Origin of the sequence: Vreelandella glaciei, from assembly GCF_013415125.1 — a bacterium.
GTDB classification, from domain to species: domain Bacteria; phylum Pseudomonadota; class Gammaproteobacteria; order Pseudomonadales; family Halomonadaceae; genus Vreelandella; species Vreelandella glaciei.
This window is the reverse complement of sequence record NZ_JACCDE010000049.1, coordinates 1-25,180: the sequence shown is the minus strand read 5'-3', so window position 1 is coordinate 25,180 and position 25,180 is coordinate 1. Positions and strand designations below refer to the sequence as shown.

At 55.0% G+C, this 25,180-nt stretch carries 23 protein-coding genes and 2 pseudogenes; 4 read left to right on the top strand and 21 right to left on the bottom strand.

What is annotated here, in order from left to right; all coding sequences use genetic code 11:
• Positions 1-1,363: 1,363 nt before the first annotated feature.
• Both HZS80_RS21995 and HZS80_RS21990 read left to right on the top strand, forming a co-directional pair.
• Positions 1,364-2,353: an IS5 family transposase gene (locus HZS80_RS21995; protein ID WP_179917328.1), complete on the top strand. Its 990-nt coding sequence runs from the start codon at positions 1,364-1,366 to the stop codon at positions 2,351-2,353.
• 268 nt (positions 2,354-2,621) lie between these two features.
• Positions 2,622-3,839: a hypothetical protein gene (locus HZS80_RS21990; RefSeq protein ID WP_179917327.1), complete on the top strand. Its 1,218-nt coding sequence runs from the start codon at positions 2,622-2,624 to the stop codon at positions 3,837-3,839.
• 17 nt (positions 3,840-3,856) lie between these two features.
• On the opposite strand, the gene HZS80_RS21985 is transcribed toward HZS80_RS21990, so the two are convergent.
• The 7 genes and pseudogenes from HZS80_RS21985 to HZS80_RS21955 all read right to left on the bottom strand — a co-directional run bounded on the left by HZS80_RS21985 (position 3,857) and on the right by HZS80_RS21955 (position 10,299).
• Positions 3,857-5,737, bottom strand: a complete 1,881-nt coding sequence (locus HZS80_RS21985; protein ID WP_179917326.1) for a monovalent cation:proton antiporter-2 (CPA2) family protein — start codon at positions 5,735-5,737, stop codon at positions 3,857-3,859.
• Between the two features lie 45 nt (positions 5,738-5,782).
• Positions 5,783-5,983 carry a hypothetical protein gene (locus HZS80_RS21980; protein WP_176304980.1) on the bottom strand — a complete coding sequence of 67 codons (201 nt, stop codon included), beginning with the start codon at positions 5,981-5,983 and terminating at the stop codon, positions 5,783-5,785.
• Positions 5,984-6,104: 121 nt separating this feature from the next.
• Positions 6,105-6,344, bottom strand: a pseudogene (locus HZS80_RS23720) (IS1380 family transposase); the annotation flags it as partial.
• Between the two features lie 185 nt (positions 6,345-6,529).
• Positions 6,530-8,020: a tripartite tricarboxylate transporter permease gene (locus HZS80_RS21970; protein WP_179917325.1), complete on the bottom strand. Its 1,491-nt coding sequence runs from the start codon at positions 8,018-8,020 to the stop codon at positions 6,530-6,532.
• A gap of 15 nt (positions 8,021-8,035) precedes the next feature.
• The gene (locus HZS80_RS21965) at positions 8,036-8,485 is read right to left on the bottom strand and encodes a tripartite tricarboxylate transporter TctB family protein (RefSeq protein ID WP_246362451.1); all 450 of its coding nucleotides are present in this window, start codon (positions 8,483-8,485) and stop codon (positions 8,036-8,038) included.
• Positions 8,486-8,513: 28 nt separating this feature from the next.
• Complete coding sequence (locus tag HZS80_RS21960; RefSeq protein ID WP_179917324.1) at positions 8,514-9,476, bottom strand: Bug family tripartite tricarboxylate transporter substrate binding protein; 963 nt, start codon at positions 9,474-9,476, stop codon at positions 8,514-8,516.
• A 55-nt stretch (positions 9,477-9,531) separates the two neighbouring features.
• Positions 9,532-10,299 (bottom strand): GntR family transcriptional regulator, encoded by a 768-nt coding sequence (locus HZS80_RS21955; RefSeq protein WP_246362448.1) that lies wholly within the window; start codon positions 10,297-10,299, stop codon positions 9,532-9,534.
• Between the two features lie 81 nt (positions 10,300-10,380).
• Between HZS80_RS21955 and HZS80_RS21950 the strand changes: the two genes are divergently transcribed.
• The gene (locus HZS80_RS21950; protein WP_179917323.1) at positions 10,381-11,238 is read left to right on the top strand and encodes an amidohydrolase family protein; all 858 of its coding nucleotides are present in this window, start codon (positions 10,381-10,383) and stop codon (positions 11,236-11,238) included.
• Between the two features lie 140 nt (positions 11,239-11,378).
• On the opposite strand, the gene HZS80_RS21945 is transcribed toward HZS80_RS21950, so the two are convergent.
• From HZS80_RS21945 to HZS80_RS21885, 13 genes are all read right to left on the bottom strand, one after another.
• Entirely contained in the window at positions 11,379-11,582 is a 204-nt protein-coding gene (locus tag HZS80_RS21945; RefSeq protein ID WP_179917322.1) for a helix-turn-helix transcriptional regulator, read from the bottom strand.
• Positions 11,579-11,950 carry a hypothetical protein gene (locus tag HZS80_RS21940; RefSeq protein WP_179917321.1) on the bottom strand — a complete coding sequence of 124 codons (372 nt, stop codon included), beginning with the start codon at positions 11,948-11,950 and terminating at the stop codon, positions 11,579-11,581. Before HZS80_RS21940 ends, HZS80_RS21945 begins: the two co-directional genes overlap by 4 nt.
• Positions 11,951-12,418: 468 nt before the next feature.
• Positions 12,419-12,976, bottom strand: a complete 558-nt coding sequence (locus tag HZS80_RS21935; RefSeq protein WP_246362445.1) for an invasion associated locus B family protein — start codon at positions 12,974-12,976, stop codon at positions 12,419-12,421.
• 348 nt (positions 12,977-13,324) lie between these two features.
• Entirely contained in the window at positions 13,325-14,227 is a 903-nt protein-coding gene (gene folE2, locus HZS80_RS21930) for a GTP cyclohydrolase FolE2 (protein WP_179917320.1), read from the bottom strand.
• Positions 14,224-15,315 (bottom strand): CobW family GTP-binding protein, encoded by a 1,092-nt coding sequence (locus HZS80_RS21925; protein WP_179917319.1) that lies wholly within the window; start codon positions 15,313-15,315, stop codon positions 14,224-14,226. The genes folE2 and HZS80_RS21925 overlap by 4 nt, the downstream gene beginning before the upstream one ends.
• Positions 15,316-15,321: 6 nt before the next feature.
• Entirely contained in the window at positions 15,322-15,786 is a 465-nt protein-coding gene (dksA, locus tag HZS80_RS21920) for an RNA polymerase-binding protein DksA (RefSeq protein ID WP_218927809.1), read from the bottom strand.
• 85 nt (positions 15,787-15,871) lie between these two features.
• Positions 15,872-17,863, bottom strand: a complete 1,992-nt coding sequence (gene thrS, locus HZS80_RS21915; RefSeq protein WP_179917318.1) for a threonine--tRNA ligase — start codon at positions 17,861-17,863, stop codon at positions 15,872-15,874.
• Positions 17,864-17,963: 100 nt separating this feature from the next.
• The gene (locus tag HZS80_RS21910; RefSeq protein ID WP_179917317.1) at positions 17,964-18,965 is read right to left on the bottom strand and encodes an arsenic resistance protein; all 1,002 of its coding nucleotides are present in this window, start codon (positions 18,963-18,965) and stop codon (positions 17,964-17,966) included.
• A complete protein-coding gene (locus HZS80_RS21905; protein ID WP_179917316.1) occupies positions 18,959-20,080 on the bottom strand; it encodes an NAD(P)/FAD-dependent oxidoreductase in 1,122 nt (373 codons plus the stop codon). Before HZS80_RS21905 ends, HZS80_RS21910 begins: the two co-directional genes overlap by 7 nt.
• Positions 20,081-20,095: 15 nt before the next feature.
• Positions 20,096-21,517: a cysteine--tRNA ligase gene (gene cysS, locus HZS80_RS21900; protein ID WP_179917315.1), complete on the bottom strand. Its 1,422-nt coding sequence runs from the start codon at positions 21,515-21,517 to the stop codon at positions 20,096-20,098.
• Positions 21,518-21,559: 42 nt separating this feature from the next.
• Positions 21,560-22,210 carry a DUF1826 domain-containing protein gene (locus HZS80_RS21895; protein WP_246362441.1) on the bottom strand — a complete coding sequence of 217 codons (651 nt, stop codon included), beginning with the start codon at positions 22,208-22,210 and terminating at the stop codon, positions 21,560-21,562.
• 78 nt (positions 22,211-22,288) lie between these two features.
• Positions 22,289-23,134, bottom strand: coding sequence for a metal ABC transporter permease (locus HZS80_RS21890; protein ID WP_179917313.1), 846 nt, complete (start codon positions 23,132-23,134; stop codon positions 22,289-22,291).
• On the bottom strand, positions 23,124-23,915 hold the full coding sequence (locus tag HZS80_RS21885) for an ATP-binding cassette domain-containing protein (RefSeq protein WP_179917312.1): 792 nt from the start codon (positions 23,913-23,915) through the stop codon (positions 23,124-23,126). Before HZS80_RS21885 ends, HZS80_RS21890 begins: the two co-directional genes overlap by 11 nt.
• Positions 23,916-24,019: 104 nt before the next feature.
• On the opposite strand from HZS80_RS21885, the gene HZS80_RS21880 reads away from it, so the two are divergent.
• The gene (locus HZS80_RS21880; RefSeq protein WP_179917311.1) at positions 24,020-24,997 is read left to right on the top strand and encodes a zinc ABC transporter substrate-binding protein; all 978 of its coding nucleotides are present in this window, start codon (positions 24,020-24,022) and stop codon (positions 24,995-24,997) included.
• Positions 24,998-25,068: 71 nt separating this feature from the next.
• Here the strand turns inward: HZS80_RS21880 and HZS80_RS23715 are convergent.
• Positions 25,069-25,180, bottom strand: a pseudogene (locus tag HZS80_RS23715) (IS30 family transposase); the annotation flags it as partial.

The following is a 25,180-nucleotide window of genomic DNA, read 5'->3' as shown; positions in this document are numbered from 1 at the left end:
CTAACCAAAATGCTTGAGTGGAACTGAGGTCGCGACTCATGATGATCTCCAATGCTAAAGAGACCACCAGTGTGATCAGCCAACGTTAATATGGGTAGATGGGGTTTATGGCGCGCTTACCCATCAGCGTGATACCGGCTATCGACGGCGTTACGGCAGGAACTATATTGAAGTCCGAAGCAAGGTCGAAGCTAGGCTGCGTGAACTCTTCGTTGCGCGAGGGGGTAAACCGCGCCGCTGTCACCCTTTTTATCTGGTGCTTGGAGAATCCCCTTGGTTTCGTGATCTAAACGCTAACCAAAATGAGCTAAAAATACCTCTATCGGAGCTTGACCCTGAAACAACTTCCTTGACCTACCCGGATAGCTTTATTGCGTTATCCCGAGACGATAAGCCTTACTACAATAAAGTGTTTCTTCTTAGCGAGATGAGTGAGCTCGTTACGCGATTCGGAATTCCTGAAAATGATCATGTTGTTCCTTATGAGCGTTACTGGGAAACAGATTTTGAGCTCTATATTGAGGTGCAGCTTTGGGACCTTCCACCTAGATTCAAAACATAACAATTCCATTCATGGCGACATCTACTACTTGCGGCTTCGTCTCTATTTCGTAGCCGCGCATGCTAACTGGAGTTATATCAGGTTTACCTAAACGTCCGTACCTGGCCGAATGGGGAAGCTTCAGGCAATGCTGATGGAACGGCTGCAGCACCGGTCGCTGGAGCCGATCGGCCTCAGATTATCGTCCGACCAAAGGATATTGGAGCTTGTGATATTTGAAACACTAGCAACTCGATTGGGTGGGTCCGCTTTCTTAGCGGGGGTCAAGTATCTTTACGTCTGACTCGTTCCCCATAGAATCAAGGGTAAGAGGGCTCCGCGGAATTTTTTCGAGCACATAAGCCCTGGGGTTTCCAAAGAGTTCGTGCTGGCATCACTAGGTCCGCCGCACCGGCAGTGCGAGGAGATATGGCAATATAATTTTGGGGACGCCCTAGCGCAGATCGAATTCTATTTGGATGGGGCTGCTCGCTCAGTGGCCCTTGCCATCACTTATGAGAGCCCGAAGCAGGGCTTCAAGCTCCCGACTCTTGAGGTTCCACTCGGGAAGCTGACATTTAACGAATTTCTTGTTTGTCCGGAAGGACACTTTAGGTACCGATCGACATTGAGAACGTGTGAACTTCTATATGAAGTAAAGTTTCCACCGTCATGGACGAGCAACCATTACACTTTTGGAGCACTTTGCGTACTCACACCAGGAGCACTAGGGAAATACTGCATAAATCCCGCCGCAGCTGCCTGGCAGCCGGCGGCGGGGTAAAATCTGGCTACCCTGTCACCACCTGACCGAGCCACCCGATGAAGCAGATCTCGTTCGCCCAAGCCGAGTACCAGAACAAGAAAAAGGTCACCCGCCGCGAGCGGTTCCTGGCTCAGATGGAAACCCTGGTGCCTTGGCAACGGCTCATCGGCGCGCTGTCGCCCGCCTACTTCCCGAACGCGGCCGGTAAGCGCGGCCGCCCGCCCATCGGCCTGGAGCGCATGCTGCGGATCTACTTCCTGCAACAATGGTATGCGCTCGCTGACGAGGCACTCGAAGATGCGATCTACGACAGCCAGGCAATGCGCGACTTCGTGGGCATTGACCTGTCTGTCGAGAGCGTGCCGGATGCGACCACGCTGTTGCGTTTCCGCCACCTACTGGAGAAACATGCCCTGACCCAGCGGATCTTCGAGGAAATCAACGCCCACTTGGCTGAGCAAGGCCTGTTCATGCGCGAAGGCACCATCGTGGCCGCCGCGCCCTCTACCAAGAACAAGAACAAGGTCAAGCAGCGTGATCTGGAGATGAAGCAGACCAAGAAGGGCAGCCAGTGGTATTTCGGCCTGAAGGCCCATATCGGGGTCGATGCGGTCACCGGACCGACTCACAGTGTCGCCGCCACCTCGGCCAACGTCGCCGATGTCACCATGGCCGGTGCCCTGGTCCGAGAAGATGACAAACGGGTATACGGCGACGCGGGTTACACCGGTATGTGGAAGTATCTCGACGAAGAGAAGGATGCCGCGGATTCCCGATGCTGTGTTGCCGCCAAACGCAGCCCCATTAAGAAGATGGAAGACACCCCCATGAAAGCACTGCTGCTGGCGATCGAGAAGGCCAAGGCCAGCATCCGCGCCAAGGTCGTGCATCCGTTTCATGTCATCAAGAACCTCTTCGGCTACCGCAAGGTGCGCTACAAGGGGTTGGCCAAGAACCAGGCGCAACTCTTCAGCCTGTTCGGGCTGGCCAACCTGGTGCTGACGACACGATGCGAGGGCCAAATTGACGGGGCCATTACGCCCTGAATCTGGCCTGACAGCCAGATAACCCGGCTGTCAGGGAAAACAGACCACATGAGGTGGTCGGAAATTGATCGCCGACGCGGTGATTGAGTCACTCTGAGTTCCTCAGTCGCTCGAAACCGAATTGATCAGTGGTTCCCTAATGCCGGCCCCGAGATGACTGTAGCGCGAGTCGCGGTATTCCGATCTTCAACTAAGCTTGGGTATGTCAGGGTGGTTTTTTTCAGGGTTCCACTACCCAATGCAGCAGCCACGTCGTCATGGAGCGCTTATGTCCACGGCCCGGAACGAGATCTCCACCAGGGAACCCGCACAGGAAGGGAGCCGGGCGGTCAACGCGTGCCGAAAAGTGGTGGGCCTGATACCCGCCCCGGAGATGCCCGCTGAGATGGCCAAACAGGTAATCAACCGGTTACCCGAGCTTTTGGCCAATTACGTCGATGACCGGTTGAACTGGGAGGTGCAACTGATCGTCGATCCGTTGATCGGTGCTGCAGAGGCTTCCAACGATATTATTGGGAGTATTCTCGAGTATAAGCGGGACCAGCAGTGGGACTACGCGATCTGTATTACCGATTTGCCGATCTTTAAGGACGGGCGCTTCGTAATCGCTGAAACCAGCACGGTGCATGGCGTTGCGATGATTTCATTGCCTGCCTTCGGCATTACCGCAATACGTCGTCGCCTGAACGAAGCGATCCTGCAACTGGTCAACGAATTGCACCATGGCAGTTCCGAAGAGGACCGTACTCGTCAGGAGCAGCGTACCCAGCAATCCGATAAAGTCCACGAGAGTCTGCGTGGCAAAGGTGCGCGGCAACTATTGGGCAGGCACCTCTACGAGAAGCTGTTTCCGATACGTCGGCTAACGCTATCGGGCGAGGGAGAGTCCTTTGACGTGCGCTTCATTGCCGATTCGTGGATCAACGGGAACCTTCGCATCCTGGCAGGCATGGTGCGCGCCAACCGCCCCTCGACCATCTTTCCTGCTTTCAAGCGCGTCATCGCCGTCGCGTTCGCGACCGGCGCCTATGGTCTGGTGTTTCCCACCCTTTGGCAGCTCAGCGCCAATTATGGCCGGCCACGCCTTGTTCTGCTGATGGGAGTGGCCATGGTGGCGATGATCGCCTGGATCATTATTGCCCACACGCTTTGGGAACCGATAAAAAACGCCCGATCACCACGTCTGGTTCGGCTCTATAACACGGTCACTGTCCTGACGCTGAGTGCCGGGGTCGTATTCTATTATTTGATCCTGCTGGGCCTTTTCTGTTTCACGGTCCTCGTTTTCATTCCGGCCAACATGCTGGAAGCGCAACTTGATCACGGGGCCAGTCTTCTCGATTATACCACTCTTGCCTGGCTCGCGACTTCGGTTGCCACTATCGCTGGCGCCCTGGGGGCCGGACTGGAAGATGAAGAAACCGTCAGAAACGCTACTTACGGCTACCGGCAGCAACGCCGCAACCAGGAAGCGAATAAGCGCTGACAATTCTGTTTTAGTGATCAGCCGTTGTTCCTCGGCGGGGTCCACGCCGGTGCTTCGTCCTCGATTCGCCGTGCGTCTTCCCGCATGGCGTGCCCCAGTGACTCGTCCAGTTTCATGAACAGCTCCCCGTAGCGCGGGCTGAAGTGGATGCCTTCCTCGATGTTGCGCCAGGCGCTGAACAATTGGTCTTCGTTGGCTTTTTCGCTGGCGACAAAGGATTGAGTCATCCGGCGGGCGCGTTCTGGGTGGACGCCCATGGCGGTGAGGGCATCGCCGCCGAGTTCCAGGGCGGAGTAATAGGTTTCGCTCACCACATCGTCGGCGCCGGCCTCACGCAACTCGTAACCATGGCCGCGGTCGAAGGAGCGGGCCAGCACCCAGACCCCCGGGTAAAGCTGTTTGACGTGACGCACCAAACGTACGGCCCGGTCCCTGTCATCAATGGCGACGACGAGCAGGCGTGCCTCGGCAATGCCGGCGGTTTCCAGTAGCTGGATGCGGGTGGCGTCGCCAAAGTAACTTTTCAGCTGGATCCGGTGCAGGTTTTCGACCTGCTCCAGGGCGTGGTCCAGGGCAACGCTGGGAATGTTGTTGGCGCGAAGCAACCGGCAGACGATCTGCCCGAAGCGGCCGACCCCTGCCACGATCACCGGGGCCTGCTCTTCTATCTCATCCGGCTCTGCTTCTTCATTGGAAGCCTTCTGATAGCGCGGCAGCACCACCCGGTCATAGACAATGAACAACAGCGGTGTCAGGAACATGGACAGGGCCACCACCAGTGACAGCACCTGAGCGGTGTCTGCAGGGATAACTTGGTTCTGGGTACTGTAGGTCAGCAGCACAAACCCGAACTCACCGGCCTGGGCCAGCCCGAGGCTGAACAACCAGCCTTCACTGCCGCGGATGCCGAATGCGAAAGCCAGGCCAAACAGAATCAGCGTCTTGCCAATGATAACCGCCAGGGCGAGAAGAAAGATCGTATCCCAGGAAGCCGCCAGAACGCCGAAATTGATTCCCGCGCCTACTGTTATGAAGAAAAGCCCTAGCAGCAGCCCCTTGAAAGGTTCGATATTGGCTTCCAGCTCGTGCCGGAATTCGCTGTTGGCGAGGACCACACCGGCCAGGAATGCGCCGAGCGCAGGCGAGAGGTTCACCAGGCTCATGAGCGCCGCGATGCCGATAATCAGCATCAGGGACGCGGCGGTGAATACTTCCCGCATGCCGGATCGCACCACGTAGCGGAACAGCGGCCGACTCAGGTAATGGCCACAGATAATCACGATCACGATCGCACCGACAACGGCCAGCCCATGCGCCCAGCCCGGCAGGTTCTCAACCAGGCTGAGGCTGCTATGCCCGCCCTCGCTGCCACTACCGGACATTCCGGACACGGCCAGCAGAGGGATGACGGCCAGCATGGGAATCACCGCAATGTCCTGGAAAAGCAGCACTGAGAAGGCACTCTGCCCACCTTCGGTTTTGACTAGGCCCCTTTCGGTAAGTGTCTGCAAGACAATCGCTGTTGAGGAAAGGGAGAAGAGAAACCCTACCGCCACGGCTGTTTGCCAGGCCATCCCCAGGAACCAGGCAAAACAGGTGGCTGCGGCTGCAGTCAGTGTGACCTGCAGGCCGCCAAGACCGAGCAGCCGAACCCGCATGGCCCAAAGGGATTTGGGGTCAAGCTCCATCCCCACCAGGAACAGCATCATTACCACGCCGAACTCAGCAAAATGCTGAAGAGTGAGGGCCTCCTGGCCCACCAGTCCTGTCACCGGTCCTATGACCACACCGGCCACCAAGTAACCGAGTACCGACCCCAGCCCGAACTGTCTGGCCAGTGGCACCGCTATTACCGCCGCCACCAGGTAGATAAACGCCTGAACAAAGTAGTCAGTCATCAGTCATGTCCGTGGGTCGAAAATCACATACCCATTCTTCTAACATTAGACCAACGGCTGCATTTCGCTTCCGGTATCGAAAATGGGGGACAAAAATGGGGACAGACCTGTTTTCTTCACCCCAATGATCAGCGTGGTCATAACCGTCAACTGGTAACCCGTGTGATTCATCACGGTCTTGTTAAAGTGGCTGATCGCACGCTTCCGGCTCTTATTCTTCTGCCAACGACATGGCAGCACCGCCACATATGCTCATTTATTCTCTAAATACTTGTCGCTTATAATATCAAGTAAAGAGGGCGGGGCGCTTGCTCACGGCCCCCTCGACCACTGGACGATGCCTTAAGAAAGGCGGTCGTGGTGGCGGTTAGGACAATGCGGCCAATCTTGGCCCTCCTCGCATCAGGGTTGGCCACCAATTGTCGGCGGCGGCTCCCAGGTGCAAGGTCACCCGCAATGCATGCATGGTGAGCGTGGCGGCGACTTTCAGCACCTGCTCGCGAAACCTCATTAGGCTCCACCTCTTACGGTTTTGATTCCCCATCAGGCAGCTCAGGCCGTGCGGATATTGTTTCAATCTAACCATTAGTTCTAGTTCGTTCTGGGCCTTCGGCCCTCCACTGGATGGCCTTTTCTCCGCTTCGCTACGTAAAGGCCGCTGCTGAATGTTGGCGTTACATCAGGAAAGTCTCAATGGCGGCTTCTGGCCGATAGCGGCAGTCAGTCATGAATATTGTCTGACCGCCGTCTACGAATTCAACAATAAAACTGTGGAATTCTTTCGTAGCGCTGTTACTCCTGACGAACTTTCCGTAGCATTTTCCAAACCTGTGAAAATAAGACCAACAACAGTAGTGCGATGATCCCCTGCGAGATAGGACGCGTAAATAGGGCACCCACGTCGTCTTGAGAGAGCAACATTGCCAAGCGTAAATTTTGTTCCGCCATTGGTCCTAACAGCACCCCCAACACTACGGGGGCGAGTGGGAAGGCGAGCCGGTGGAGTAAATAGCCGAGCAACCCAAAACCTAACATGACATACAGGTCCGTCATGTTTCCTTTGACGGTATAAACCCCCACTGCCATTAGCACCAAGGTTGTTGGAACCAATAACGCAGTCGGCATACGCAACACCTGCGCGAACAGGCGGGTGGCCACCATACCGCCCAGGAAAAGCAGTAGTATCGCCGTTATTAGCATCTGCCACATAAAGCCAAAGACCACATCAGGCGACTTCGTAAACAGTTGCGGGCCGGGCTGAAGGCCATGAATCATCAGCGCACCAAGCACTAAGGCAGCGACCAGGTTGCCAGGAATCCCTAGCGTTAGCGATGGAATCATCGACGAAGCATTGTCGGCACTGTTGCCTGATTCGGCTGCAGCAACACCCACCGGGTTGCCAGTGCCGAAAGAATCGGGATTTGAGGACTTGCGCTTCGCTTCGTTATAACTCAGTAAAGCCGCCAGATTACCACCAGCACCTGGCAAAATGCCTACACTGACGCCTATCAGCGATGAGCGCGCCCAGGTGCGCCAGTGCTGACGTATCAGCGTTAGTGCATTCCCGCTAGCATCGACTTTAAAGCTTCCTGCGTCGTAGTAGGTTGCGTTGCTTTTCTCAGCCATTTCAAGCACTGGCGGAATCGCGTAGAGGCCGATGAGCACGATAATCAGGTCAAAGCCCCCGCTTAGATAAAGTGAATCGAACGTATAGCGCTCCGCTCCACTGATGGTGTCAACGCCTACTAGGCCGATGATAACGCCCAGTAGGGCGCCGAGCATGCCCTTGCTGATATCACTGCCCACTAACACGGCGATGCTTACAAGACCGAAAACGGCCACCCAGAAATACTCAGTGGGCCCAAAAGCGAGCGTGACCTGCGCCAACAGAGGGGCCAGCGTCATCAGCGCTATGGCACTGATAATTCCCCCCACGGCTGAAGACCAACACGCCGTCTTGAGGGCTAGTCCGCCTTGACCATTGCGCGTCATCGGATAACCATCGAATGTCGTCGCGATAGCCGCTGGCGTGCCAGGAATTTTAAGTAAGATGGCGGGAATAGCGCCCCCGTACATCGAGCCATTATAGATACCTGCCACCAGTCCTAGGGCGATCACAGGATCAAAGCCATAGGTCAGGGGTAGCATCAGAGCGATGGCCATCACCGGGTTGAGGCCGGGTAGGGCGCCAATCAAAATGCCCACCAAGGTCCCGACGAAGAGGCTAACCAAGGAACCAAACTGTAGGGCCACGGGCAGTGCATTGAACAGGGAATCAAACATAGCGTGTCACCCTATTTAGGAAACCAGGAAAAATTCGACGGGCAAGGGGCGTTTCAGCACCATTGCAAACAACCCGTATAACAGGATGATAAAGCCCACCGTAATACCTAGAACGACGATGGGGCGTCTTTCACCGAGCACCAGCGACAGTAGTATGATGAACAGCGTGCTAGTGGAGTAGAAACCCACCGTTGGCATGGCCAAGTAGTAGATCAGGCAACAGGCGACTGTCGCCATAAATCGTCCTGGGTGATCGATTAACGCGACAGCGATGCTACTCGACTCACTTGCCCCTAATCTCTGCGTAACGCCTTTAAAGATGAGAGAAAGTGAGAAAAGGCACATCAGAATGCCAACGCCCATAGGCACATAAGCTGCTCCAGCATCAAAGCCATTCCCCACCCCGACCACTGTGCAGCCGAGGATGAGGAAGGCGATGCCAGAGATAATATCTCTGAAGTTCATGAGTAAATTATCGTCCAGTCAGCATGGGTTAGTTTTTCTTAAGCCCAAGCTTGTCGAGTGTCTCGCCAATTGCTTCGGTTTCCTGTTGCAGGCGCGCACGAAGCGCTTCACCACGAACGAGGTTGAGTGTTTCACCTTGAGCAGCTAGGAACGTTTGGAACTCGGGGTGCTCTACTGCTCTTGCAACAGCATCGGCGATGACATTAACGCGTTGTTCATCCATACCCTCGGGTGCCAGCATCATGCGCCACAGTACGGTTTCCAGCTCGGGATGGCCGAGCGCGGCAAGTCCTGATGCCTGAGGGAGGGCTTCATTGTCGTCGGCGGAGGTCACGAGCAGACATTTTGCCTTGCCGTCTTCTACGTAGGGGAGCACCGGTGTGATGGAGCCACCGTAGATGTCCACGTGGCCGCCAAGGAAGTTTTGGAGTGTTTCACCGGCACCACCGAACGGAATGGGGCGCGCTTCAATGCCAGTGGCGTCGAAAATACGCTCTGCCGCTAAACGCATGGTTCCCCCAACACCGTCATTACCATAGGTGTACTGACCAGGGTTGTTTTGTAGCTCGGCTAGGAATTCCTCACCTGTTTCAGCGGGAAAGTCGGGGGCTACACACATGGTGTAAGCACTCTGAGAAGTGCTGGTGATCGGGGTCAATGTCTCGTAAGAGTACTGAACACGCTGCATGTGGGGCACGGTAGTGATCGGGCTATTCCAGGTAGAGAGCAGTGTGTAACCATCGGGCCTAGCCCGGGCAATTTGGTTTACCCCGATAGCACCACCTCCTCCAGCGACATTCAACACCGCTAATGACTCTCCTAACTCTTCCTGAAGGTACTGGTTAAGCATGCGCGCAACGTTATCAGTGCCGCCGCCAGCGGGTGCCGGTACGACTATTTCGATAGGACGATCCGGGTAGTCGTCAGCCATGACAGGCATAGCAGTAACTGCGGATAGTGCAACAAGAGACGTAAGCTGTAATTTTTTCATTGTTAGTTACCTTTTTTGGTAATGCAGGGTGTAAAGACGGGCATCAAATGCGCCCTTATGCGGGGTGATCACCGAGCGTGACACGGTAGCGGAATCGCTCGGGTCGTCCGTGTACCCGGCGAAACTCAATGACTCTTCCGGCGGGATTGCGGGCAATGCGTTGGATGACGGCGACCGGTGCCTTGGGAGCTAGCTCCAATTGCTGAGCGCTGGTCTCGGTAGCAATGCCGAATGAAAGCTCATCGGTGGCCGACGAGATTAAAATCCCGACTTTCTCCAGAAATACGGGATATAACAAAGGCCCCATCGCTTTTGGATTGAGCGATAAGAGTCCTTCGAAATCGGGTAGACGTAGGTAAAGTTCTTCAAACAGTAGCGGTTCGCCTGACCACAGGCGAACGCGTTCGAGTTTTATGCAATGGCTGACTGAGTCCTCACCAAAGGCTTTCTGCACCTCAGCAGGCAGCGGGACTTCCTGGCAGCTAAGAATTCGGCTTTCAGGAATGACGGGGATATCAGGATCATCCACGTCATGTACATGGAAGAAGCGAAACAGATCAGCTCGGAAAGCGGGTTGCTTAACGAAAGTGCCGGTACCTCGCCGCCGATCCAGCAGCCCCTCATCAACCAGCTGCTTCAGGGCCATCCGCATGGTGGCTAAAGCAACGCCATACTCTTCGGCTAAACGGTTCTCCGAGGGGATCATGTCGCCTGGTTTCCACTCACCATTGGCGATCCTTGAGCCTAATTGATCGCGGAGCTTGGCGTACAGGGGTAATCTTCCGTCCGTATTAGCAGAGAACTTGGCTCGCATAGGGGGCATCCAGTGGTCATTTTGATTTCTTGAGGTCATTGAAGACCCGTGTATACTTCTAGTCAACCAGTTCTCTAGAGAACTAGACTTATGTATAACAAGTTAGTGTATGTAAAATGCCCAGGTTTAGGTCAAGAGGTACTAACGGTGAAATTAGGTTTTGATTGCCATGCTCATGTTTACGGGTCCTTTAAGAACGTCCAGGAGTCTAACTACACTCCCTCCCGTCCTGCTCCTCTCGTGGATTGGCAAGAAAATCTCGAAAGCTGTCAATTAAGTGGTGGAGTCCTGGTGCAACCAAGCTTTCTAGGAAACGATAATCGGCAACTTCTTGAGATCCTCGCTAAGCTTGATCATGCTTATCGTGGGGTGGTTCAGCTCCCCAAAGAAACGACGATTGAAGAAATAGCCGCTCTTGATGCTACTGGGATTGTGGGCGTTCGGTGGAATCTTATTGAGGGGCGAAGTGCATTGCCTAACCTCAGTGATCCGCAATGGATAGACTTCCTGGATAATCTTAAAACCATGGACTGGCATCTTGAGTTGCATCTGGAAGGAAATCGGCTGCCTGAAATTTTCCCAGCGTTACACGAGCATGGTGTTAAGTTAGTCATTGATCATATTGGGTTACCCGTCGAGGCCGAACCCATGCAAGACCGGGGCTGCCGTCTTCTGCTTGAATCAGGACAGGCAGAGCGAACCTGGGTAAAGCTCTCGGCTCCCTATCGCTCACCGGTGGCAGACCTAAAACCGCATGTTCAAGCGTTATTGCACCATCTTGGGCGAGACCGATTGGTGTGGGGCAGCGATTGGCCGTGGACACGTCATGAGGATAAGCATACTTACGGCGATACCTTCAGATGGCTCAATGACTGGATTAATGACGCTGACGATCGACAGCATATTCTTGATACTAATCCCCGTTCCTTGTTCCGATTAGGCGCTTAATTGGGGGGGGTATGACACCTCTGGCCTCGAGCCTACTCGTATTGATTGAGAAAGGAGGCATGTCTACGCAATGCTTTCGCGAGCAAAGAAGCGACATTGTGAGCTACCATCCTCGCGGTGAAGTAACAGACTGCTTCGGCTCATGTCGCGTGGTTCTCATCATCAAAAATTTTCTCAATGGGCAAACTAAAGGCGCGAGAAATCTGGAATGCCAGCGGTAAACTTGGGTCATATCTGCCATTTTCAATCGCGTTAATAGTCTGACGGGAGACGCCCAGGATTGTGGCTAAATCCTGCTGCGACCAATGGTGCTGGGCGCGCAGCGCTTTAAGTTTGTTTTTCATTGATATCGATGCTTAGCGATCATTAACCCAACGATCCACATTAGTCCCATGACGGGCCATACCCATAGCCATGGAAGATGAGGCGCACCGATGTTTTCCATGAAGCCATAGCTAAAAGTCAACAGTGCTGAGGCTGCGAATGCAAATCCCAGTGCTTCGAACTGAATCCGCAGTTGCATTTCATCCAGTCGTCGCAATTTCCGTACTACCGCCCAACACATAAATGCTGCAGGGATAATTGGGGAAAGGGTAATGATCGCGCGGGATACAAAATCGGCATCCTGGAATTGATTCAGAGCGAACAATGACGCCACCAGCACGACCATGTAACACCCTAAAGCAGCGCCCATCTCGTAAAGATATCTCATCTATGCAGCCTCCAATGTAAAGTAGGCTTTACATTAATTAATGCTAGACTATAAGTAAAGCTCACTTTACATTTTCGGTACGTCACTTGATGTACTTAGGGATCTCAGCTTTGAAACCGACCTGCCTAGGCAGTAGATAGAAGGCCCACCGTGTCAATGTGTCTAAAAGGGGTTAATTCGCGGATAAGCAGTCCGCTCATGGCCGATAGCGACGCTATAGCCAGTGCAGGCGTTTTCCCTACCAAACCTCTGCCGGTTCTGCTATTTCCAAGCGTTATTCATTTCTAGCTAAGAGCGCTTTCCAGCTAACGTGTCGTTCGATACTAAGACCATCGTGCCGGAAGGGTAGGTGGTAGAGAGCAGTTTTACATTGAAACCGCGGCAGCAGGTGTCAACGCAAGCCTGTTATCAGCGGCAGGTAGACTTGCCGGCCCTCATGGGCCGGCTTTGTGGGCAAGGCCCCTAAGATTAGCGAGCGATGCGGGTACTGGCGTCAGTAAAGCCGATCAGAGAAATATCGACATCCATGCGTTCACCGCGTGGACTGATCATGCTGAGGGTTGCCGTGTTGCCGCTGCGGAGTTGCTGCAGCATCGCTGGTTCAATGGGGGCGTCAGCACGGCAGCCTTGCTCCTGACAGACCTGATAGGGGAACTGGATTGGCTCACCGTTATCCACGACCAATTGCAAGCCTGGGGCCAGGTGTACCCCCAGCGGCACGAAAAAGCTCATCACCGGGTCATCGATCTGGGGCGGATAGTCGAGAATTACCTGCATCAAGGGCTGGTTGCTGTCAGGTTGCGTGACCAATTGTGACATTGCACAAGGGGTCGGGCCCTCGGCATTACGCTGGCAGCGGACTTCCCAGTCCTGGAACGACTCAGTGGTAACATCATTACCGGAAGCCGCCCCCGGTTGTTGTTGGCTGAAGGCGTTGGGAGACAACGCCAAGAGCGATAATAGCCCCATCTTGCATAGGTTTTGAGTCAGGTTTTGAGTCAGGTTGTGAGTCAGATTGTGCGGCATTGGCGTACCCTCCTGTTGGTTCGCTGATGGTGAATAATAATACTTACCATGCCTGCTTGTTCGCTTGAGGTCGAGCCCTTTGGTTTATCAGATAGTGGTTGGGCGGTTTATTTTTCTCTCTGGTCATTAAAATTAAATTCAGCTAAATCATGCGCTTAGAAAATATTTCATAGGCATTATTGGTCGGATAAGCCTGCTGACATGTTTAACCAATTATAAAATAGGGCAAGCTAATACCTGTTTATGTTTGGCCGTTCTGGCATGAAGCAGATTTTATGAAAGGTATCGGAACACTGCTTAAGCGGATCCTCAAGGGTTTCTACGATCCTTGGTATCGCTGTTATTTTGTTACCAATTCCACTCGCTACGCGCCACGGCATCATGCGCATGCAGGCTTTCCGCATGCACCACCTTGAGCTTAAATGCTGTCACTCCTGGCGCCTGCCGCAGTGTTTTATCAAGCCGTCTTGCCGCGTCTTCACAGAACATCAGATTCTGCCCATTAGCGAGGGCAAAGGCCTGTTCATCGATACGCTTAACGGCAGTTTGTAGCGCGGTACCGAGTGTCTTTTCAATACGATCAATCGAACGCGCTACCAACTCATCTATCTGCAGCGTGTTGTCATCTTCCTCTGCAAGACGCAGCGTGCAGTAAACAAAGCTTCGCTGACTATGGGGTGTCGCCAATATTCCCTCTTCACTGCCTAGCCACGATGATACCGCTGCTTTGGTTAACGGGATTTCCGCAAAGTCTTCATCAAAAGCTTGTTGAATTAACTGTCGTGCCAGCGCCGCCGAGCAGGGGCAGGTGGATGAGTAACCTATCTCAAGGTCAATGTCGGCCTGAAAGCCAGCTGGCGTTACTTGGCAGTGCAGCGTAAAGGGGTAGCTTTTCCACCCGGCCAATGGGCTTATCAGCGCTTCACGTTTAAGTGGCAATTCGCCTTTAAAGGTTAGATAGGCATGCTGAGAGAGTTCCTCGTGGCTTGCTAAAAATGTGTTTAACACGTTTTTTACCGCAGGGAGCGTCAGTGCTTTCTCTTCTAGCATTTCCAATGCCAAATAAAGACGCGACATATGGATCCCGCGAGCGTCAGGGTTCTCAAGACTTACCCCAGCATTGATCTTGACAGTCACGCTGCGGTTACCGAACCGAATAGGTAGCGCGATACCTTCCATGCCCACCCACGTTAACGCCCCTGGCGAACGAGTAGTTTGGCTTGCGACATCGGGCAAGGTGAAAACGGTCATTCCTCTACCTCTTTGGATGAGTTAAAAAAGGTGTAAAGCTCCGCGATCGTTTCCGGTGCCACGTTTTGGGTGATGAAGACAAATCGTGAAACACGGTCGTGAACGCTGTTCGCTGGCAGTGGCGCCGGGGGATGAAAAATATGCTGCACGCCATGTAGCGCCATCGGCGTCTCTCGATCGGTAAGGTGCACCACGGCTTTAATACGCAGCATTTTGTCGCCCATCAACGACATCAAAATATCCAGCCAATTCTCCAGTGCCTCCGGTTTGATAGGCTCATTAACGCTAAAGCAGAACGCTTTAATATTGCTGCTGTGGTGGGAATGGTCGCTCGATCGGTGAGGACTCATCGTTGAATTTTTCAGTGGTGCTGAAAATGCGGAGGATGGTGTCTCAGCCTGATGCCGTGCGTAGCTGCTTGCTTTTAGCCACTGCTCTACTTGATAGCCTTGCGTATCGGTTCGGTAAAGCCCTGAGCCCACCAGTAAATCCGCCGAGAGTTCGCCGTCGATGACCTGCCACTGCTCCGCTGCCGGGTTTAACTTGGCCAATTGATTCGCCAGTCGGGAAACCGTCTCCTCACTAGCCAAGTCGGTTTTGGTGATTAACAGCTTGTCGGCCACCGCGACCTGATGCTGCGACTCCCGGTGAGCTTCCAGGGTCGCCGCGCCATTGGCCGCATCGACGCAGCACACGACGCTATCGAGCTTAAAGCGGTGTGCCAGCCAGTGATCCGTCATTAACAGCTGCAGTAGCGACGTAGGTTCAGCTAACCCGGTGGTTTCGATAACCACACGAGAGGGCAGGGGCTTGTCTTGAGCCGCGATATCCTCGAGCGCTTCTTGCAGCGTCCGACTCAGATCACCACGCAGCGTGCAGCATAAACAGCCGCTACTCATTTCGATGACCGCTTGTTCATCGCTGTGGGTAAGCAACTGGTGATCCAAGCCGATATCGCCGAACTCATTGATCACCACCAACGTATTGCGCATGGAGGTTTGGTGAACCCAACGGTTGAGAAGGGTAGTTTTTCCACTGCCCAAAAAACCTGTCAATACATTGATCGGTAGTAGCGATGGCTCTTGCATAATGTCCTACTCCCACCTCGCTTTACGGTAATGGTGTTCTTTGCGCTCCTGACGCTCTTTGGCCTCAATACATAATCGTGCAGTAGGCCTGAACATTAGGCGTGGAATACCGATAGGCTCGCCAGTCTCTTCGCAGTAGCCGTAATCGCCATTCTCGATTCGCTTTAATGCCGCATCGATATTGTTGACCAAGCGGCTTTCCCGATTGGCTTGACGCAATGCCAGGCGCAACTCCTCTTCAAACGAGGCTTGGTCCGCCTCGTCGCTGTCGCGCTCGTGGGAGGCAATCGCGGTTTTCATCTCCTTTAAATGTGCTTCAAGTTCTTCGCGTTCGGCCAGCAGCCGCTGACGGAAAAACGCCAGCTGCTCGTCGTTCATATAGTCACTAGCCGGCATGGCCAGTAGCTTGGCTTCCCACTCTTTCATCGTTACTTCACGCTGTTTGTCAGCGTTGTTACTCGGGTCACTCATACAGCGATTCCGCCTAATTTTAACGTTATAACGTAGTATAAATGCGCCGGTGGGCACCGATCGCCCAGGGCGTAAGTTCGTCACATCAGGCTGCGCTCATTCGCTCAAGCAGACGCTGAAGATCGGTTTGGCGTTGATGATCATCGGGGGCTTGAACTTGCTCTAGCAGTTGCGCTATCGCCTGCTTGAGAGGTACTACGCCCAGGTCTTCGCCTTCACGAGTACGTATCGCAATGGTGCCTGCATCGCGCTCTTTCGCCCCCGCCACAAGCAAAAAGGGAATTCGCTGGAGGGTTTGTTCGCGAATTTTGTAGCCGATCTTCTCATTGCGTGTGTCTACTTCGGTACGTACCCCCACACCATTGAGTAGCTGGGCGACGTCCCGAGCATAAGCGGCGTGCTCGTCGGTAATCGACAGCACTACTGCCTGAACCGGCGAGAGCCAGGCCGGAAGCTTGCCCGCGTAGTGCTCGATCAAAATACCGATAAAGCGCTCCAGCGAGCCAAACAGCGCCCGATGCAGCATCACCGGAGGTTTGCGCTGGCCGTCCTCATCCACGTATTCAAGGCCGAAGCGCTCGGGCAGGTTCATATCCACCTGCAGCGTTCCGCACTGCCAGTCGCGGCCAATGGCGTCGCGCAGCACAAACTCCAGCTTAGGTCCGTAGAAAGCGCCTTCTCCCGGATTGAGTCGGTACTCAAGCCCCATGCCCGTTAGCGCCTGCTCCAACGCGCCTTCCAGAACATCCCAGGTGGCGTCGTCGCCCATGCGGTTTTCCGGGCGGGTGGAGAGCTTGATACTCACCTCCTCAAAGCCGAACTGACGGTAGATGTCCAGCACCAGGGCCACCACGTCGCGGCACTCGGCGTCCATCTGGCCGGGGGTGCAGTAGATATGCGCATCGTCTTGAGTAAAGTGGCGCACCCGGAGCAACCCATGGAGCGCGCCGGAGGGCTCGTAGCGGTGCACCTTGCCAAATTCACCCATACGGATGGGTAGATCACGATAGCTCTTTAAGCCGTGGCGGTAGAGCAGCACGCTACCGGGGCAGTTCATCGGTTTGAGCGCCAGCGAGCGGCCATCTTCGGTCTCGGTGGTGAACATATGCTCGCGATAGTTGTGCCAGTGGCCGGAAATTTCCCATAGGCTGCGGTCCATCACATCGGGGGAATTTACCTCCACATAGCCTGCGGCCTGCTGACGGCGGCGCATGTAATCAATCAGTGACTGGAAAATCGCCCAGCCGCGGGGGTGCCAGAAAACTGCGCCAGGCGCATCTTCCTGAAAGTGAAACAGTTCCAAGCCACGCCCCAGGCGCCGATGGTCGCGCTTTTCGGCCTCTTCAAGGCGCTGTAAGTACGCTTTTAGCTGCTTTTTATCCGCCCAGGCGGTGCCGTAAATGCGTTGTAGCTGTTCGTTTTTGGCATCGCCCCGCCAGTAGGCGCCAGCTAACTTGGTCAGTTTGAAGGCGTTAAGGAAACGCGTGTTGGGAACATGAGGGCCACGGCACATATCCACGTATTCTTGATGGACATAGAGTCCTACCGCTTTTACCTCCTCGGGCATCTCTTCGATTAAGCGCTGCTTGTAAGCTTCACCGCGGGTTGTAAACAGCTCAGCCGCTTCATTCCGTGGGGTGATGCGCTTTACAACGTCATACTCTTGATCGATCAGCGCCTGCATGCGCGCTTCAATGGCGGCGAGATCGCTGGGCGTAAAGGGCCGCTCAAAGGCGATATCGTAGTAGAAGCCGTCTTCAATGACGGGCCCAATTACCATCATGGCGCTGGGGTAGAGCTGTTTGACGGCGTGACCGACCAGGTGCGCACAGGAGTGGCGAATGATCTCAAGCCCTGCCTCATCGCGTGGGGTAATGATCTGTAGCTGGGCATCGCTGTGGATCATCTCGCAGGCGTCGACCAGTCGGTCGTTGAGCTTGCCAGCGATAGCCTGTTTGCCAAGCCCGGGGCCAATGGCATACGCCACCTCTGCGACACTGATGGGGTGGTCAAAGTGGCGTTGGGCGCCATCTGGTAGTGTGATGGTGACGGCCTGTTCGAGTGTGTTCGTGGTCATTGGGTAAACTCATAATTTATCAGAGGTTAGCAAGCGCTAGGTGACAGAAGTGATAGGGCGCGTGAAGAGCGCTTCGTTAAAGCACAAAAGCTATGTACAGCTATGTCTGCCGCTGGCTCGGGTAGCGGCGGGCGCTGAGCGCCAGCAGTACGCGCCGAAGGAGTGTTAGATGGGGGAACTCCACTAACATACCAATCACCAGGGCGGCATAGATCAGCGGTTGTCCAGGTAACGCGGTCATCGTGACCGCTAGCATCAAGGGGGCATTGCGGGCAGCGATCGTCATGGTGAGTAACGCGTGCTCCGGGTAATCCAGACGGCAGAAGCGGCAGATAATCTCGCTTAGCAAAAAGGTCAGCACGAAAAACACAAACACCGACAGCAGTAGTAAAGCAAACACACGGTGGTGAGCGAGCATCACGGCGATATTACCCGCGAATATTTGCATCACCAGCAGGGCGATAACCCAGGGAGTGGCGCGGTCTGCCCAGGTCAGGCACTGCGCAAAGCGTTGCGCGCCAAGTACGCGGCGCAGGATGTGATGCAGCGTTAACGCGGCAATCGCTGGGAGCACAAACCAGTAGAGTAGCGTTGTACCGATCAGCTGCACCTCAATGCTTCCCGTCTGCTGGGTAAACCACTGCAAATAGAGTGGATAAAGCAGCAGCTGGATCAGCATGTTGAGGGGAACCAGTGCCATGCCCAGCGCAATATTGCCCCCTGCCAGGCGGGTAAAGCCGAGAAACCAATCGGTACACGGCGCCATAAAGTAGATCACCAACCCCACCATCAATAGCGGATGGGCCGCCATGAACAATGCGGCGACGCCATAGCCAATCAGGGGCACGAACACAAAGTTGGCTACCAGGGCGATGGCCAAAAAGCGCAGGTTACTCGCCTGCTGGGCAAGCATCTCAAAACGCACACTGAAAAAGAGTAAGCCAATCATTGTCAGCAGCGTGGCATCGACGTTGTCGCCCAGCCACTGCCCACGAGCGGGGGCGAAATGGCCAAGTAACGCCCCACCAACGATCGCCGCCAAAAGCAGGCTGGAAGTTAGCGTTACACCGGGCAATCGTGGGCGAGATGAGAGTGTTAGCATTGGCACTCCTCACAGCATTCCTGATTGCCGAAGGCTCCCCATACTTGGTTATCGGCTTCTAGCACCCAGGCATCGATCTCCAAACGTTCGGCCAAGTAGGTGGCAAGCATGCTGAAGCGCTGGCGAAACTTGTAAATAAAGCAGTAGATTTGCGGGTCGTGGCGTACCTGCGGGCCGACTAAAAATAGCCCGGGCGTCAGGGTGGATTCATCTACCTCGTTGAGCCGTATCTGCCCTTGGTGATCCCGCTCCCACAGCGATTCGATCTGGCTTGCCCCGCCGCCGCTGATAAAACCCGTACCGAGTATAGGTGGCTGCTCACACGCCCATTGACGGCCGTCGGCGGCATGTATGCTAAACCCGGTGTCCGCATTAGCGATGACTTCGACAATATCCGCACCGAAGACAATCTCCAGCCGCCCGGTGTTGACCGCCTCGTCCAAGCGGCCACGGGTATAAGGCGAAAGGGAAAGGCTGGGGTCGTGGGGACTGCTGGGGTCCCAGGAGGATTTGCGCGCTAACAGGCGTATCGACCGCCCAAGTTGAACCAGATTGATCGCCGCATCGACGCCGCTCTCGTACCCACCGATCACTGAATAGCGAGGAGCGGTAAAGTCTGCCCAGTTTTCCACTTCGGCATAATGTTGGCACCAACTCGCCCCTGGGAATGGCGACAGCTCGGGAAACTGATACTCACCGGTAGCCCAGACCAGAAAGCGCGTCGTCAGTTCGCCCTGCTCGGTACTCAGAATAAAGCCGCCGTCCGCCGCGGACGCTACTTCCTGCACATGGCAATTTTCGCGGATGGGCAAATTGTGTTGTTGGGCAACAAAGCTTAAATAGTCTGCATACTGGGCGCCGCTGGGGTGCTCTACGCCGCAGTGCAGAGCGGGTGAGCTCAATGCATCCACGGCGTTGAGATCGGCTAGGCCGAAGGGGTTGCTGTAGAAAGAGGGGGTGATAAAGCGCGTTTGCGCAGGCCAGCGGCGCAGCGACTCCCCGATAAGCCCGCCCTCCAGAAGGGTGTAATCCAGATCGGGCAGTTTTGCCAACATAGTGGCCAAGCCTATCCCCGCCGGGCCAGCCCCAACGACAACCACATCATAGTGTTGCATTACGCGCCTCCCTGCTCATACCGTCACCTCGGCGGCGAACTGCCACTCGCTGCCATGCGGCGTGTCGTGGACCACTACGCCAGCCGCTTCAAGGGCATTTCGCAGGGCATCGGCCTGGGCGAAATCGCGCTGCTGGCGGGCGTGATGGCGTTCTGCTACTAGCGCATCAATCTGACTGACGGGCAGTCGGTCTGGCGAGGCTTGATCCGGTAATTCCCGCAGGGCATTTAAGGCGCTTACTGCCGGTTGCTGTAGTAAGCCGATTAACGCGGCAGAGGCGCGCAGTCGGTAGGCTGCAGTGCGCACATTGTCTTCGGTAGTGGCATTACCAATAGCGCTTGCCAGCTCGTGCAAACGGCTAATCACCCGGGGAACATTAAGATCGTCGCGCAGCGCTTCCAGCACCTCGGCATCCGGCGCTACGTTCTTCCACTCAACCTGCTCATCCCCAGCGGCCGAGGCTAGGCGGCGGTACCAGCGCACCAGCGTTTGCCTCGCCTCAGCCAAGCGACGAGAGTTCCAATCCAGCGGGTGGCGATAGTGGGTCGCCAGCAGCGCAAAACGGATCGCTTCACCGGGCGCTTGGCTGAGTAGGTCGCGCACCAGCAGTACATTGCCGAGCGATTTAGACATTTTCTGTCCGTCGACAGTAATAAAACTGTTGTGTACCCAGGTATGGCAGTAGAGCGCGCCGTGGGCGCAGGTGCCTTGGGCAATCTCATTTTCGTGGTGAGGAAAGATCAAATCCTGGCCGCCACCGTGAATATCGATGGTATGACCCAGGTGTTGGCCGATCATCGCCGTGCACTCCACGTGCCAGCCGGGGCGTCCGCGGCCCCAGGGGCTTTGCCAGCCGGGCATGGCTGACGTGGAAGGCTTCCAGAGCACGAAATCGAGGGGATTGCGCTTGTAGGGGGCAACCTCTACGCGCGCCCCCGCCAGCATATCCTCGGTGCGGCGTCCGGAAAGCGCTCCATACTCAGGGTAAGACGCCACATCAAAAAGCACGTGTCCCTGGGCCTCATAAGCGTGGCCACGGGTAATCAGTGTCGCGATCAGCTCGATAATGTCGTTAATGTGGGCAGTCACTCGAGGCTCTAAATCCGGCGACAACACCCCCAGCGCCTGCATATCCTCATGGTAAGCGTCGATATAGCGTTCGGTAATGGTGCCAATCGGTACTCCGGCCTCTGCCGCGGCGGCATTAATTTTGTCGTCTACGTCGGTAAAATTGCGTGCGTAAACGACCTCGGGGTAGTCATGCCGCAATAAACGCGCCAGTAAGTCAAAAATAACCGCGGGTCGGGCGTTACCAATGTGCGCGAAGTTATAAACCGTGGGGCCACAGACATACAGGGTCACCCGGTCGGGACGCTCGGTGCGAAGCGGCCCTTTAGTGCGTGTTAGCGTGTTATAGAGGCGAATTATCGATGTCATGTCGTCTCCACGATGGAAATAAGCGAGTCGCTATAGCAATGTCTAAGCGGGATCAATGGACATCAAAAGTCTTTTTTGATCGTTACCCAGGGAAGGGCTTCTATGCACTAAGCCGCGCTCTTCGCAGCCTTCCCAGCCGCTTCCTTTAAGTAACGCTATGTCACCCGGTGAAAGGCGTTGAATAGCGCTGGCATCGGTTGCTATGTCGGGTCGGGTGGGATGTGGCGCGCCCAAACCGTCACGGTTGATGGCGTGCTCCGGCAGCCATTCGCTGCCCGGACCGAAATAGGTGGTCACCATGCGCGCGGGGAGGTTGTCGCAATGAAACCGCGGGCACATGGCACTGTTGAGCAGGCGCACGCGTATGCCGACGGTCTGGGTATCAAACAAAAAAGCGATCGCTTCAGCGATGGTCGCCATATCGTCGATTAGTGGGTCAGCAGCTTCCGGCGCAGGAAGCCGTCGCCGTAAGTCGGCAATGAACGTTTCATCGGGATGACCCAGCCAGCTATATTGCCAGGCGCGGTCTGTTTGGCATTGTGCCTGCGCGCTAAAGGCGATATCGGCGGGAAGAGGCCGCTGAAAGATCGCGATATTAATGGCGTCTTCAAAGATACGCGGTAACACGCTGATGTCGTTATCGATGGCTGCATGCTCTGGCAGCATTAGGTGAGTAGCGGGTAGCGAAGACATAAATGGCTCCATAAGCGATGGAAAAACGGGATATAAGTAGTCACGCGGTAAACCGATGCAGCTCGGTCATCCACCGCGTTATTGATCCCTACGAGTAGAGGCGGGTTTGCCGCGTATAGAGAGGTGCTGGCATAAAAATCGCCAACTTTGGGTCACGAGCATGGCAAGAACAAACAGCACTGCGGCCAGAGAGACAATGGTCGGGCCTGTCGGTGTGTCAAACATGTAAGCGGCGCGTAGCCCGCCAGTAGTGGCTGCCATCGCAATCATGGCGGCAATAAGCGCCATCTGTTCCGGCGTGCGGCTGAAAGGCCGCGCCGTGGCGGCAGGGATAATCAATAGCGCAGCAATCAAGAGTGCGCCGACCACCTTGAGGGCCACGGCCACCACAATGGCGAGCGCCACCGTCAACACCAGCTGTTCACGACGGGGGTTGATGTGGCTGGCATAGGCGAGTTCTTCGTTGAGTGTTGCAGTTAAAAGCGCCTGCCAACGCCATAACATCAAACTGATGACCAGAACGGCCCCCGTCCAGATAACCGCAAGGTCGATTTTGCCCACGGCCAAAATGTCGCCAAACAGGTAAGCATGCAGATCAATACGCACACCGGAAACAAAAGAAACGGCCACCAGCCCAATGGCCAGGGCGGAATGCGCTACCACCCCTAGCAAGGTGTCCATGGCATAGCCTCTGCCGCTTAACGTTGACACACAAAATGCCATCAGCAGAGCAACCCCCATCACACCGGCGAAAATGGAGAGATTCCATAGCAGGGCCAAGGCCACACCCAGAATAGCCGCATGCGCTGTGGCATCACCGAAATAGGCCATTCGCCGCCAAACAACGAAGCATCCCAGCGGCGCTGCAGCTATACCGACACCGAGCCCTGCCAATGCAGCGCGCCACAAGAAGTCATCCAGCATGACGCAGTATCTCCTTATCTTGCGGGTTCGCATGTTGGTGACGATAGAAAGCCAGTGTGCTAGCCGCCTGGTCACCGAAAAGTGCATGGTACTGAGGCGATGCAGCGACTTTCTCGGGTTGGCCTTCACAACAGACATGCCTGTTCAGGCAGATCACGTGGTCTGCCGTGCGCATGACCACATGCAAGTCGTGGCTGACCATCAGCACCGCACATTGGGAGCGTTGGCGGATCTGTTCAATGCGCTGGTAGAACTCGGCAACGCCCCGGTGATCCAGCCCCTGTGTAGCTTCATCCAGCAACAACAAAGAGGGACGCGATAGTAGCGCGCGAGCCAAGAGCACTCTTTGCAGCTGGCCACCGGAAAGATGATTCATGGCCGCATTCAACAGATGTTCGGCGCCCGCCTGTTCTAATGCTTCGGCAATGTCACGGCTGGCATGCCGTTTGGGGAGGTTGATAAAGCGATGCACCGTCATCGGTAAGGTAGGATCCAGATGCAGGCGTTGGGGCACATAACCGATCTTCAGATCACGCGAGCGGACAATGTGACCAGCGGTAGGTTTGATCGCGCCTATCAGCGCCTTGACCAGTGTGGATTTACCGGAGCCATTGGGGCCAATGAGGGTGACAATCCGACCAGGTTTTAGCGACAGATTGATGTTTTCCAGGACCGGCTGCTGGCCAAATTGAACTGTCAACTGGTCGGTTCTCAGCAAAGCGTTGCCTGTCAACGAGGTGCAATACTCAGGTATGCCTTTTGTTGATAGACGCGAAAACATAACAGGCTCCGAGTTGATTTATTGTTATGTTATAACATAAATTGTGCGAGTGCCAAGAGGTTAACGAGTCAGCAAAAAGAAACAACTTAAAAGGAGCGCATGTAATGAAAAAACCACTTGCCCGTATGACGTTGCCGGTACTGCTGGGACTTCCATTGGCCGCCATGGCCGATGTGCCGAAAGTCGCAGTAGACATCCCGCCGGTACATTCGCTGGTCAGTAAAGTGATGGGGGAGTTGGGGGAGCCTACGCTGTTTATGCAGCAGGGTGCCTCTCCCCATGGGTACTCGCTGCGCCCTTCGGAAGCAAAAACGCTGGATGCTGCTGAGTTAGTGGTTTGGGTCAGCAATGACTTAACACCGTGGCTTGCCAGCCCACTGACGTCATTAGCGTCAGATGCCGAGCATATGCAACTGATGGCGTTAGACGAAACGCAGGTGCTGAATTATCGCGATCGATCGATTGATCTCATGGGCGTTCATGATGATCATCACGACCACGACCACGACCACGACCACGACCACGACCACGACCACGACCACGACCACCATCATGATGGGGAAGACCCACACGGTTGGTTAGACCCACAAAATGCTCGCCTCTGGCTAGATGCCATTGCCGGTCGTTTAAGCGCGATGGATCCTGAAAACGCCGAGATCTATCAGAGTAACGCTACCCAGGCCAAAGCCGATGTGCTGGCGTTGCAAATGTCGCTGGAAAGCCGGTTTGCTGAGCAATCAGCACCGCGCTTTGTGGTCTTCCACGATGCCTACCAGTATTTTGAGCAGCGTTTTGACGTCCCTTCAGCAGGCGCTATTTCGCTGGGCGATGCCTCTGATCCCAGCCCGGCGCGCATTGAAGCCCTGCAGCAGCATGTGCGGGAGAATGATATCCATTGCGTATTCAGTGAGCCTCAATTCAACGCTACGATGGTAGAAAACGTCTTTGGTGATACACCGGCCGTGATGGGTGTTATCGACCCCTTGGGCGTTGAATTGCCCCTTGGGCCAACGCTGTACGACCAGTTACTGCTCCAGTTGGCCGATGCGCTTGAGAAATGCAGCGTGCACAAGGGGACATAGCGATCATTGCTATTAAGCAGTAAAAACTTCACAGGGCGACACTTAAACGGTGCCGCCCTGTTGTCCTGAATTCAACTAATAAGTGCAGCACCTGCGGTTTCTAGCGCTCCTGAGTATTCACCTAAGAACACCTGGGCTGGGGTTCGGTATCCCAGCCGCTTTCTTGGTCTATCGTTTAGCTTA

Coding starts and splice junctions, on each gene's coding strand:
- HZS80_RS21960 (WP_179917324.1), bottom strand. CDS start 9,476: ATGAAAAAATTACAGCTTACGTCTCTTGTTGCACTATCCGCAGTTACT.
- HZS80_RS21945 (WP_179917322.1), bottom strand. CDS start 11,582: ATGAAAAACAAACTTAAAGCGCTGCGCGCCCAGCACCATTGGTCGCAG.
- HZS80_RS21885 (WP_179917312.1), bottom strand. CDS start 23,915: ATGTTTTCGCGTCTATCAACAAAAGGCATACCTGAGTATTGCACCTCG.
- HZS80_RS21955 (WP_246362448.1), bottom strand. CDS start 10,299: ATGCCCCCTATGCGAGCCAAGTTCTCTGCTAATACGGACGGAAGATTA.
- HZS80_RS21990 (WP_179917327.1), top strand. CDS start 2,622: ATGTCCACGGCCCGGAACGAGATCTCCACCAGGGAACCCGCACAGGAA.
- HZS80_RS21995 (WP_179917328.1), top strand. CDS start 1,364: ATGAAGCAGATCTCGTTCGCCCAAGCCGAGTACCAGAACAAGAAAAAG.
- folE2 (WP_179917320.1), bottom strand. CDS start 14,227: ATGACCGTTTTCACCTTGCCCGATGTCGCAAGCCAAACTACTCGTTCG.
- HZS80_RS21965 (WP_246362451.1), bottom strand. CDS start 8,485: ATGAACTTCAGAGATATTATCTCTGGCATCGCCTTCCTCATCCTCGGC.
- thrS (WP_179917318.1), bottom strand. CDS start 17,863: ATGACCACGAACACACTCGAACAGGCCGTCACCATCACACTACCAGAT.
- HZS80_RS21910 (WP_179917317.1), bottom strand. CDS start 18,965: ATGCTAACACTCTCATCTCGCCCACGATTGCCCGGTGTAACGCTAACT.
- HZS80_RS21935 (WP_246362445.1), bottom strand. CDS start 12,976: ATGCCGCACAATCTGACTCACAACCTGACTCAAAACCTGACTCAAAAC.
- HZS80_RS21940 (WP_179917321.1), bottom strand. CDS start 11,950: ATGAGATATCTTTACGAGATGGGCGCTGCTTTAGGGTGTTACATGGTC.
- HZS80_RS21880 (WP_179917311.1), top strand. CDS start 24,020: ATGAAAAAACCACTTGCCCGTATGACGTTGCCGGTACTGCTGGGACTT.
- HZS80_RS21985 (WP_179917326.1), bottom strand. CDS start 5,737: ATGACTGACTACTTTGTTCAGGCGTTTATCTACCTGGTGGCGGCGGTA.
- HZS80_RS21890 (WP_179917313.1), bottom strand. CDS start 23,134: ATGCTGGATGACTTCTTGTGGCGCGCTGCATTGGCAGGGCTCGGTGTC.
- HZS80_RS21895 (WP_246362441.1), bottom strand. CDS start 22,210: ATGTCTTCGCTACCCGCTACTCACCTAATGCTGCCAGAGCATGCAGCC.
- dksA (WP_218927809.1), bottom strand. CDS start 15,786: ATGAGTGACCCGAGTAACAACGCTGACAAACAGCGTGAAGTAACGATG.
- HZS80_RS21970 (WP_179917325.1), bottom strand. CDS start 8,020: ATGTTTGATTCCCTGTTCAATGCACTGCCCGTGGCCCTACAGTTTGGT.
- HZS80_RS21905 (WP_179917316.1), bottom strand. CDS start 20,080: ATGCAACACTATGATGTGGTTGTCGTTGGGGCTGGCCCGGCGGGGATA.
- HZS80_RS21925 (WP_179917319.1), bottom strand. CDS start 15,315: ATGCAAGAGCCATCGCTACTACCGATCAATGTATTGACAGGTTTTTTG.
- cysS (WP_179917315.1), bottom strand. CDS start 21,517: ATGACATCGATAATTCGCCTCTATAACACGCTAACACGCACTAAAGGG.
- HZS80_RS21950 (WP_179917323.1), top strand. CDS start 10,381: ATGTATAACAAGTTAGTGTATGTAAAATGCCCAGGTTTAGGTCAAGAG.